Origin of the sequence: Enterococcus sp. C53, assembly GCF_040887425.1 — a bacterium.
Taxonomy (GTDB): domain Bacteria; phylum Bacillota; class Bacilli; order Lactobacillales; family Enterococcaceae; genus Enterococcus_B; species Enterococcus_B hirae.
This window is the reverse complement of record NZ_JBFOFT010000006.1, coordinates 118812-130130: the sequence shown is the minus strand read 5'-3', so window position 1 is coordinate 130130 and position 11319 is coordinate 118812. Positions and strand designations below refer to the sequence as shown.

10 protein-coding genes and 1 riboswitch are annotated in these 11319 nt (G+C 36.8%); of the genes, 6 read left to right on the top strand and 4 right to left on the bottom strand.

The window, feature by feature from the left end; translation table 11 throughout:
- Positions 1-94 precede the first annotated feature (94 nt).
- Positions 95-262: riboswitch (M-box (ykoK) riboswitch) on the top strand.
- 281 nt (positions 263-543) lie between these two features.
- Positions 544-1683 (top strand): FtsW/RodA/SpoVE family cell cycle protein, encoded by a 1140-nt coding sequence (locus AB3I42_RS09245; RefSeq protein WP_368022453.1) that lies wholly within the window; start codon positions 544-546, stop codon positions 1681-1683.
- A 45-nt stretch (positions 1684-1728) separates the two neighbouring features.
- Positions 1729-2505 (top strand): phosphatase PAP2 family protein, encoded by a 777-nt coding sequence (locus AB3I42_RS09240; protein WP_010737334.1) that lies wholly within the window; start codon positions 1729-1731, stop codon positions 2503-2505.
- A 249-nt stretch (positions 2506-2754) separates the two neighbouring features.
- On the opposite strand, the gene AB3I42_RS09235 is transcribed toward AB3I42_RS09240, so the two are convergent.
- From AB3I42_RS09235 to AB3I42_RS09225, 3 genes are all read right to left on the bottom strand, one after another.
- On the bottom strand, positions 2755-3471 hold the full coding sequence (locus tag AB3I42_RS09235) for a hypothetical protein (RefSeq protein WP_081122892.1): 717 nt from the start codon (positions 3469-3471) through the stop codon (positions 2755-2757).
- Between the two features lie 231 nt (positions 3472-3702).
- The gene (locus AB3I42_RS09230; protein ID WP_010719598.1) at positions 3703-3957 is read right to left on the bottom strand and encodes a hypothetical protein; all 255 of its coding nucleotides are present in this window, start codon (positions 3955-3957) and stop codon (positions 3703-3705) included.
- A 20-nt stretch (positions 3958-3977) separates the two neighbouring features.
- The gene (locus tag AB3I42_RS09225) at positions 3978-4829 is read right to left on the bottom strand and encodes an aldo/keto reductase (protein WP_034700247.1); all 852 of its coding nucleotides are present in this window, start codon (positions 4827-4829) and stop codon (positions 3978-3980) included.
- Between the two features lie 171 nt (positions 4830-5000).
- Between AB3I42_RS09225 and AB3I42_RS09220 the strand changes: the two genes are divergently transcribed.
- The 4 genes from AB3I42_RS09220 (at position 5001) to tuf (ending at position 8627) form a co-directional block, all read left to right on the top strand.
- On the top strand, positions 5001-6005 hold the full coding sequence (locus AB3I42_RS09220) for a nucleoid-associated protein (RefSeq protein WP_368022452.1): 1005 nt from the start codon (positions 5001-5003) through the stop codon (positions 6003-6005).
- 341 nt (positions 6006-6346) lie between these two features.
- Positions 6347-6727 carry a VOC family protein gene (locus tag AB3I42_RS09215; RefSeq protein ID WP_010737337.1) on the top strand — a complete coding sequence of 127 codons (381 nt, stop codon included), beginning with the start codon at positions 6347-6349 and terminating at the stop codon, positions 6725-6727.
- 44 nt (positions 6728-6771) lie between these two features.
- On the top strand, positions 6772-7176 hold the full coding sequence (locus tag AB3I42_RS09210) for a GNAT family N-acetyltransferase (protein WP_010737338.1): 405 nt from the start codon (positions 6772-6774) through the stop codon (positions 7174-7176).
- Positions 7177-7439: 263 nt separating this feature from the next.
- Complete coding sequence (gene tuf, locus AB3I42_RS09205; protein ID WP_010719593.1) at positions 7440-8627, top strand: elongation factor Tu; 1188 nt, start codon at positions 7440-7442, stop codon at positions 8625-8627.
- Between the two features lie 105 nt (positions 8628-8732).
- Here the strand turns inward: tuf and mprF are convergent, their stop codons facing one another.
- Positions 8733-11318 carry a bifunctional lysylphosphatidylglycerol flippase/synthetase MprF gene (gene mprF, locus AB3I42_RS09200; RefSeq protein ID WP_131773189.1) on the bottom strand — a complete coding sequence of 862 codons (2586 nt, stop codon included), beginning with the start codon at positions 11316-11318 and terminating at the stop codon, positions 8733-8735.
- Position 11319 lies beyond the last annotated feature (1 nt).

The window sequence follows — 11319 nt, the reverse complement described above, 5'->3', positions numbered from 1 at the left end:
AATTAAGGAAAAGGTTAAATATGACTAAATTTTTGCGAACTTTCTACGGGATGCTATTGTGAAATTGTTCGTTAAAAGATATACTTTTTTCAAATTTAATACTTGTTAGGCGAGGCTCCTAAACAAACATAGGCTATTGCGCAGAAACGTCGAAAGACGCCAATGTGTAAAACAGGAATTGTCGAATTAAGGCTCTTCATAAGATAGCTAAGAGAAATCTTTACGTTGTTTAGTGTCAAAACTCACACGATGAGATAGTTGTTGATGTACGCAACTTTAACAAATAAGCCGAAACTTCTAAAAATCTTTGCTGATTTTTGTGAATTTTCGGCTTATTTTTTGGAGTTGGATATTTACACCACTTACTTGAAAATAAATCACAGCACATTTTGATCACGCTACTTTTATTTTTCCTCATGTGAAAGTGACTCCTTTTGCCTAATAGAAAGGATGGCAAAATGGATACTAGTTGATAACGGATGTTTTGATAAGAAGATTAGAGAAATTCTGGTTACGAAAACTTTCGTTTAAGAGGTGTTGTGTGTGAAATCAAAATCATTTGAGTTTAATTATGCGTTATTTTTGCCGATTTTTCTCTTTTATTTATTAAGTATCGGTGTGCAATATGGAGCAGCAGTCTACGACCAAGTGCCTTATAAAACTATTGTTTTAAAACAAGTGATCTTTTGCATTGCTTCATTAGGACTTTTGTTACTGACACAAAAAATCAAGACAGCGTTATTGTTACGATTGTCTCCTTATTTTTATGCCATTTCATTAGCAATTATGAGTTTGCTCTACAAATTTTATGATCCGGTGATGTACCAATTAACCGATACGAAACGTTGGCTGAGGATGGGTAGTTTTACTTTTCAACCTTCTGAATTGGTTAAATTGACTTTTGCATTAGTTCTCGTTTATTTCACCTTGCTTTATGAAAAGAAAGTCAGTGAACGTACCGTGAAAACGGATCTGATCTATGTCTTTCAAGTTCTGTTGATCAGTTTACCAACTTTCTTGTTGATGTATATGCAAAAAGATTTTGGGACAAGTTTGGTATTTATTATTTGTTTGGGGGCTCTGTTCATAATTGCAGGGGTCCATTGGAAGATCTTGGCCGTATGTGCTAGTTTTTTATTTATTATTGGGGTCATATTGATTTGTCTAGTTTTTACGAAATACGGTAATGAGATCCTTTATAGTCTGAACTTTAAGACGTATCAATTAGACCGGGTGAGAGCTTGGATCGATCCTTTTGCTTACAGTCAATCGATCGGATACCAACAATCACAAAGCTTATTGTCTGTTAGTGCAGGTGGATTTAGTGGACGACCAGCTGAAATACCACCAATCTATGTACCGGTACGTGAATCAGATATGGTATTTACTGTAATTGCCGAAACGTTTGGTTTTTTAGGTAGCGTGACCGTCGTTTTTCTATATTTCTATCTTTTCTACCAAGTTATTTACACTGCGATACAGACAAACAATAAAGGAAATCTATATCTAGCGGTAGTACTCGTATTTGGACTATTATTTCAAATCGTAGAAAATATCGGCGCTTCGATTGGTTTACTGCCTTTAACAGGAATTCCTTTGCCTTTTCTAAGTCAAGGAGGAACCTCCTTGTTGATCATGGGAGGCGGATTAGGTATGATTTTAGGTTTTAAAAAAGTAGAATAAGTCATTTGTTTAGTCAGATGAAGTTAGAAAGTAAGTGAAAGTTTTATGAGTGATTATCAACAAAAAGCACTGAAATTATCAATCGTTCCATTATGTCTTTTGATTGGATTGATTTTATGCGTAAAAATCAATCCTCCATGGTTCGAAACACTAGATTTAGCGGTTTATACAAAGATCGATTTACCTAATTTTCCACAACTAACAACGATTGTTCGTTTGTTTGCTAAGTTAGCAACGATTGGTCCGACCTTATGTTTCGCCTTTCTTTTTGCTTTTTATATTTGGAAAAAGAATTACCATTTGTTAGCGATTTGGAATATCTGTAATATCTTTGCGGTTAGTTTTTTTGGGTATATTCTAAAAAAGCTCATTGCACGAATCAGACCTGCCGTTTCACAATTGGAAATACGTACGAGTTACTCGTTTCCTAGTGGACATTCTTTATTATCCTTTGCGCTTTTCCTAACAATTATCTTATCGTTAAGTATTATTTGGAGTCGTCAGGATACCAGAAGAGTTGCTTGGTATTTTATCAGCTATCCATTGCTGATTGCAGCAACTCGATTATATCTAAGAGTCCATTATCCAAGTGATATTTTAGCTGGATTTTCGTTAAGTGCAGTAGTAGTTTTATTGTCTTATGTTGTTTGTTTCTCTTTTATCTCCACAGATTCAATATTGAAAACAAGGCAATTAGAGAAGAAAAAAACGCTTTTTTCTAAAAAGCAAAAAGTAGTTTTAGGTCTTTTAGTCCTTTTACTAGCAGTAATTATTTCTGGTGTCGCTTATGAACTGAATGTCTTTTATCATGCGCATGGGTAAGCTGGGAAAACATAACCAATAAACTAAGGGAAAGAGACCGCTTGGTTTTTTGGTTCTATCTTTTTTAAGATTGGTGAAGATTATTGACAACTTTTGGTGATTCAAAGTAATAGAAAAAATATTTTACTATAAAAAAATGAGCAGAGGGCAATTGCCTTTCTGCTCATTTAACATTTTATGATTTCTCATTACCGGCATCATTTGACAAAAATCCGTTTTTTGATGCGGTGGATAGATTTGTGAAACTGGTTATCTTTCTGAAATAGCTGTTGCAGCAAACTGTTCGATCAATGGGATCAATGTCAGTTTCACTTTGTATTTGCGTTCTAACGCTTTTTCAATTGTAAATTGGTTTTCTGCTGTCATTGAAATTTCAGCTAATTTACGTGGTTCATCTGAGGTTTTTTCATAGATGACTGCTGCATCCGCTTCTTTTTCTACATAAAATTTTGGATATTCCGCTACTGCGCTTGAAAAATCAGCGAAATTCAAAGCGGCAGTTTCAGTTGAGCGTTGTTTTTCAGTTGTTTCCGCTTTTGATACTTCAGCTGTTTTAGGTGATTCCACAGGTTTTGAGTCAGCAACTTTTGTTTCAGCAACAGGTGTAGAAATCTCTTGAGCAGTTGGTTCATCATTTTTAAGACGTTGATCATTCCAATAAGAAACGATTTCAATCAATAAGTTGTCACGGAAGCGTTCAAAGATGTCTTTTTCTCCTGAACGGATTCGTTTTAAGACAGTTGTGAAATTATCATCAATCGGTACATTGATGCGAGTATCTTCATTTGTTTTTCCTGCAAGTCCAATCGTTAAGATGTGGCGGTCTTTCGGATCAAGCATGACTTGTAAAGGTAAGCCGTAACGACGTAGACTTTCATCCTCTAAAGAATGAAATAATTGACTTCTGATTCCATCTAAAGAAGGACGGAATTGATTGAGTAATTTTTGTTTTTGTTTTTTCTTCATATGTTCTCTCCTTCGCTCATACCCTTTCGATTATAAGAAAAAAAAGATGAAATGAAAAGGATTATACGAAAAAAACTTAGATATGTATGTATTTATACGCATTTTTTTAGGAAAATATTTGTTTTTAACAGAAATGTTTCCTCTTTTTAGGTGTATATCAAAAGATAAGCCGATACGACACCGGCAAGAAAAACTCAGTGTGTATCGGCTTATCACGATCATTGAAGTCAGCTACGTTGTTTTGGAACAAGGAATCAAAGCAAAGACAGACAGTTCAGGTGAATAGATCACTTCATGTCCTTGCCAAGTCGTAACCATTAGCGAATGATCGAAACGGTTGGTTAGCTCTTGAATTTTTTGATCATGGGACCAGTTACGTGCTGGGAAGTGTTGGATCTTGTCTGGTCCGATCAAAAAGATAAAATCAGGATGAAAAGTACGAGTGATTTCTTCTGAGAGCCTTTCTAAACGTTCAATCGGAGTCATTGTTATCAAACATCCTTAAATTAAAATTGGGTAGTATCTGGATCTTTTGCTTTACCAACTACGCCATCTAATTGATCGATTTGTTGCATTTCTTCTTCTGACAGTTCAAAGTCAAAAAGTTCAGCATTTTCTTTGATCCGACTAGGAGTTACGGATTTTGGCAGAGGCAAGAAACCATGTTGTAAGGACCAGCGTAAAGCAACCTGAGCAATACTCTTTTGATGGGCTTTGGCAATTTCCTGCATCTCTGGTACATCGAAAATTTTCCCTGTGCCAAGTGGGCTGTAAGCTTCCAGGATCATTTCGTGTTTTTTGGCATAGTCAACGACTGCTGGTTGTAATTCACCAGGAGCTAAGAAAATTTGGTTGACCATTGGCATGATCTTGGCTGTTTTTTGTAACGCATCTAGATGATGGGGCAAGAAGTTGCTGACGCCAATGGCTTTGATTTTTCCAGCTTCATACAGCTCTTCAAAAGCTCGCCAAGTTTGGGCGTTTGCTTCTTCCCAATTGTCACGGAAAGCCACAGGATTAGGCCAGTGGATCAAGAAAAGATCAATATAATCTGTTTGTAATTTTTGTAGTGATTCTTCAAACGAAGACATCACTAAGTCATAACTGTGATTGGCATTCCAAAGTTTTGTTGTTAGAAAAATCTCTTCTCTGGGAATCCCACTTTCTTTGATCGCTTGACCGACGCTTTCCTCATTTTTGTAACCTTGTGCTGTATCAATGTGGCGATAACCAGCAGCTAGCGCTTCTTTGACTGAAGAAACTGCGACATCGCCATCCGGTGTTTGCCAAGTACCAAAACCAACAATCGGAATTTCATAACCATTTGATAAACGATACGTATTTGTTAATGAATCCATATTCTCAACTCCTTAATTTTTAGTTCACTTTTAAGTGTAGCGTATTTTCTCAAAAAAGGAATCCATTTTGTTTAGGAGACAATTATTTTTTTCAAAAAAAGGAAAATAATGATTTTCGTTCTGGTATTTTGTATTGATTTTCCGTAAACTAAATCAGAAGGGAATGAGAACATGGATATTTATTTAAAAAAAGCAATTATGCATATTATTGATCGTGAAACGGGATCACCCGTATTTTCTCAACAAGAATTGGATCTGACTAAAGAGTTTATTCGAGATTTTTTACAAAAGAAAATCCAAAAAATTTCTTCTGCACAAACGAAAACAGGACAGCTGTCACCTGAAAGTATGATGGCGAAACAAGTCCAGGACTGTCAAGAAAACTTTGTAGCAGCAAGTGAAGGGATCGTTCAACGCTGGTTTGAGATCTATCAAGAAAGCGAAGAAGCGCCAAGCGCTGATGTCTTTGTTGTTTTGTATGAAGTAGATACGGTGATGTATGTGGCTTTGTTAAAAGTCAATTACCGAGAATCCTATACACATTTTGTAGAGGCAGACGAAACAGGAATCGCCAATCAATTGATTTTGAATCGAGCGATATTGGGGGCAAAATCCCAAAAGGCAGATGAAGCGTTTGCGGTAGCATTAACTTATTTAACCTATGAATTGATTGAAAAAAAATATGAGTTTTCTGGAAAAAAAGAACTCTATTTTTCGGGGAGAGTCATCGAAAGTGTTCCTGCGCCTTCATTAGAAGAGAATGTCAAAGTGATCCAAAAAGTAGCTAAAAGTTTAGGGAAAAAATTTGAAACTGAAGAATTTGATCTAGTGGCTGATTTAAAAGAGGCTGTTTATGATACGATCGAGGAAAAGGGCAGACTAGACCATGAAATGATTGCGGAAAAAGTCTTCAAAGAAAATATCACAGCGAAATTAGCTTTTCAAGAAGAAGTCCAAGAACAGGGATTTGTTGCTGAAGCTTTGCCAGTCAGAGAAGTCCAAGAAATTTCTGAGAAAAAATTTGGTAAACAAAAATTCAAGTTATCCAATGGAATCGAATTGATCGTCCCTGTAGACGTCTACCGAAATCCAGATTTGATCGAATTTGTTAATAACCCAGATGGAACAATCTCAGTCATGATCAAAAATGTAGACGAAGTATTAAATCGTTTATAATTATTAAAAGAATGCTTATTCAGAGAATACAATAAAATGTAGCAGACAAGAAAAGAGCCAAGAGAAACTATAGTGACCGAAAAAAGTTGGATTAAAAAGTTAACTTTTTTCGGTCAGTATAAAGTTTTTCTTGGTTTTTTTGCAGGTGTAAACTATATAAGTAGTGCATATCTTTAGATGTTTCAGAATGACAGCTTTCTTTTTACCAGATAACACCATTTCTTTTATGAACTGATCACTAAGAGCAAAAGCCAAAATAATCACATCATTCTTTATCAAATAAAGAGAAAATGGTATAAAGGATAGGAAGAGATAACGAAAATATAAAGGATTGTTACAAAATGAAAGTTGAACATATTGCTATTTGGGTTAATGATTTAGAAAAAATGAGAGCGTTTTATGAGAATTATTTTGCTGCAGAAAGTTCAGAGAAATACACGAATCCTAAAACCCGGTTTCAATCTTACTTCCTGAATTTCACCTCAGGAAGTCGGATTGAATTGATTACAAAGCCTTTTTTATCAGATCGTGCAGTCGATACTTTTGGTTATGCTCATTTAGCAATTTCAGTGGGAACAAAAACAGAGGTGGATTCATTTGCTGAAACATTTGTAAAAGATGGCTATCCATTGATCAGTGGTCCAAGAACTACGGGCGACGGTTATTATGAAGCGGTTATCCAAGATCCTGAAGGAAATCTGATTGAGTTAACGACAGATTGAGACAGATTACATCATACAAAAATATAGCAAAGGATAGGAAGCACATGGAATTCAGCGAAGAGAAAAAAATTGACCTTGATGCATTGTTCGCGCTCTATACAGCTGTAGGATGGTCAGCCTATACGAAGGACATCCAACAATTAGCTCTGGGAATCCAGCAGTCACTCGAAGTAATAACGGTATGGCACGAACAACAATTGATTGGGTTGATCCGTAGTGTCGGAGATGGCGAAACAATTCTTTATATTCAAGATTTGCTTGTTCATCCTGCTTATCAAAACAAGGGGATCGGGACACAATTAATCGAAAAAATGGTACAAGCTTATCCAAAAGTCAGACAAAAAGTTTTATTGACAGAAAATGAACAACGAACCCGTCGATTTTATGAAAAATGCCAATTTCAGTCGGTAGCGACACAAGAAATGATTTGTTTTTATCGCGAATATTGATAGTTACGAAAGAGCCCATTGTAGTGAAAACAAGGAGATAGTCACAACAATTACGCATGGTTGGCTGATGAAAAATTAGTCATTAATCAGCATAAGTGTTCTTGGTTGACTTTGACCAAGTTTGACGTATAATACAAATTGTTCGATACTTACAAAAAGTAAGGCGGACAGATTCTTTTTGGATTTTTCCAAAGAAGTCTATAATGGACAACAGATGAGAGCAAAACTTTAAAGCTCTAAATTAATTAGGAGGTTTGTTAATTATGGCAAAAGAACATTATGATAGAAGTAAACCACACGTAAATATTGGAACCATTGGACACGTCGACCATGGGAAAACTACTTTAACTGCTGCGATCACTACAGTACTAGGTAAAAAAGGCTTAGCAAATCCTCAAGACTATGCTAGTATCGACGCAGCACCAGAAGAACGTGAACGTGGAATCACGATCAATACTGCTCATGTGGAATACGAAACAGACAAACGCCACTATGCACATATCGATGCACCAGGGCATGCGGATTACGTGAAAAACATGATCACTGGGGCAGCTCAAATGGACGGAGCAATCTTGGTTGTTTCTGCTACGGATGGCCCAATGCCTCAAACTCGTGAACACATTTTACTTTCTCGCCAAGTAGGCGTGAAATATTTGATTGTTTTCTTGAACAAAACAGATTTAGTCGATGATGAAGAATTAATTGATCTAGTAGAAATGGAAGTTCGTGAACTATTAAGCGAATATGGATTTCCAGGTGATGATACACCTGTTATCAAAGGATCAGCATTAAAAGCATTACAAGGTGATCCTGATGCAGAAGCAGCTATCATGGAATTGATGGACACAGTCGATGAATACATCCCAACACCAGAACGTGATACGGACAAACCATTATTGTTACCCGTCGAAGATGTATTTTCAATTACTGGACGTGGAACAGTAGCATCTGGTCGGATTGACCGTGGGGCTGTTAGAGTCGGTGACGAAATCGAAATCGTAGGGATCAAACCAGAAACGCAAAAAGCCGTAGTAACAGGAGTTGAAATGTTCCGCAAAACGCTTGATTACGGTGAAGCAGGGGATAACGTAGGTGTGTTATTACGTGGGATTCAAAGAGAAGACATCGAACGTGGCCAAGTGATTGCCAAACCTGGTTCAATTACACCTCATACTAAATTCAAAGCAGAAGTTTATGTTTTGACTAAAGAAGAAGGCGGACGTCATACACCATTCTTCAATAATTATCGACCACAATTTTATTTCCGCACAACTGACGTAACAGGAACAATTGTTTTGCCAGAAGGAACGGAAATGGTCATGCCTGGCGACAACGTAACGATCGATGTAGAATTGATTCATCCTGTTGCTATTGAAAACGGGACGACTTTCTCCATTCGTGAAGGTGGTCGTACAGTAGGTTCAGGTATCGTAACAGAAATCGAAGCCTAAGAACAAAGGATAGATAAATAAAAAAGACGCACGATTCAACAAGTCAGATGACTTTTAGAATCATGCGTCTTTTTTTCATCCATCATTAGATATAAGTTGTCATATTCAGCGTTTTTGTAACCATTTCTTTAAACCTACTAATCGCTTTTTATGGTCAACTGGTGCATTATCAATGATCAATAATGCGATCATGACATAGGCAATCCAACTGTCACGTGAATAGGAAGTATAGCGGGAAGTCCAATGAGTCGCATATTTATCTTTATACTCACGCAAGCCGTGGAAAGAGTAAAAATGTGAACCAAATTCATAAACTAAGTAAGCGATTCGTTCTTGAATAAAACTTTTTCTTGAGGTTCCAACGTTGGATAATGGCGCCATCCCCAAGTTGAAAAACTCAATCTGTTCCTCTTTCATATACTCAAATAAATGAAGGAAAAGATAATCCATACTTCCAGCTGGTGCTTTCTCAGGATCATAACGCATCAAATCAATCGTGCCGATTTTGTTATCTGTGTAGGTTGGCATGATCGAAGCAAATGCTACTAAGTCTTGTTGCGTGTCTTTTAAAACAGCGATCGGTGCCCGCTGTAGATAATCTTCTGAGAAGAACCCCAGTGAAAAACCTTTTTCTTTTCGGCTTCCTAACCATTGATCAGAAATTTGTTTGAGTTCAGTCATCTGTGTCGCAGAAAAAGGTGGCTGAATAATCTCAAAAGTAAAACCTTCTCGGTCAATCCGATTCAAGATCGCACGTGACCCTTTCATTTTCTTTCCAGAAGTAGTGAAATTGGCTAATTCAACATGTGCTTCTTCGCCCATTTTGATGAAATCATAGCCAAATTCATGTAAAATCATCACGATTTCTTCACTCGTTTCATAAAAGACGGGTAGGTAACACAAACGATCAGTTTCTTCAATAAACGCTTCGATAGCAGCAGGAAAATCTTCTTTTTTACCCGAAGGATCACCCATCACGATACATTTATTATTGTAACAAGCAAACTGTAATAAAACCGTTCCAACTTGGTCTTTTTCGTAAATAAACATGCGCTTGTCTTTTAAGAAAATCAATTGACTGTCAGAATTTCCGCCAAAGGTATGGAGGATATTTAACGCTTTTTCTTCATCCAACGGTTCGCCGACTTGCTGTTTCTTTCCTTGTAGGAAGTGGACGAAAAGAATGATGATAAAGCTTACTGCAATAATAGCAAATAATCCAGATAACCAAATCTTTTCTGACGGGAACAAAAAGAACGAAATAAAATGATGCTTACGATGAGGAAATGTTGGCAGATTATAAACACCAATAATGATGTAAAGCAACGCTAAAGCACCAATAATCACACCATCAATCGTCAACCATTCCCATGAATAAATGATTTGTTCTCTAAATAATTCATTTTTCGAAGCAATTACGATCAACAACAGTAACAATAGGAAAATAGCTGCAGTAAAGCTAAAGTCAATAATCGTCACATAAGATGCTGCTAAAAAGATCAGTGCAATAGTTGGCCAATAGGCTCTTTTGACTCTTGCAGCAATCCCACGCCCCATGATGACAAAGAGAAATCCTAACAACATACTTGGGAATTGAATAATAAAATGCAACCTTAACGGATTGATACTATGCAGCCAACGAAACTCGGTAAAAGCTTGTGGGATCGTTGCTGAAAGAACCATCATGATACCAGAAAAATATAAAAGGACGACGACGGCTTTATGAGCAATCTCTGTTGCCAGCTGCTTAGGAATACCAGAATAACGTTGATCAAAAGTTGAGCCAATATTCTTAAAGAAAAAGACGATCCCGATCAAAAAAGGAATAATGTAATAAAAAATTCGGTACAGTAAGATCCAAACGACTACAGTTGCCTTTGGCACACCTATGGCAGAAAGACCGATAATCATCATGATATCAAAACTACCGATTTCACCAGGAATCATCGAGACGATTCCGATAACTGAAGCTGCGATAAAGAGCGGTATCGTTTGCCACAAATCGACTTTGATATCCATAAGTGCCCCAACTGCTAGAAAGGTGAACAAGACACCAGACCACTCTAAGATCGAGACAAGCAGCAATTGTCCTTGTGTTTTTAATGAAAGTCCTCCGAGGTAGCCCTCTTTTTTTAAGGTAGTGACTACAAAAACAAGTGGGAAGTATAACCCACCACCGATCAACCAAATCCAATACTGCTTAATAAAAGGCGCAACCGGTGCAAAAAAGACCATAAAAAAAGAAATCAAACTATAAATAGACAGTCCAGCCATTAGAAATAAAAAGATCTTCGACAAAGCTTGCATCAACTGCTTACTGTCTTTTTTATGACCGTATAATTCGGAGCGTAATCCGATGCTGACAAAGCCGCCAAAACCGGCAACATTGTTGATGGTATTGATCAACCAACTTGTTTCAAATAAATAACTCTTTTTTAATTTTTGTCCCAACAAGCGGTTAAGGATGATGTCATACCCAATCATCGGTGCAACAGATAGTAATCCAACAATGAGCATCAACCCCGTCTTCCAAAGTGGGATTGTTGCAAATGTTTCGGCTAATTGAGCGATCGATAGTGTTTTGCCAATATTGATCAATTCACTAACGATAATGACAACCACAGAAATTAAAAAGATTGTTTTAAAGAGACCTAAATGGTTTTTGAACCATTGTAAGGCTTGTTTTAACAAA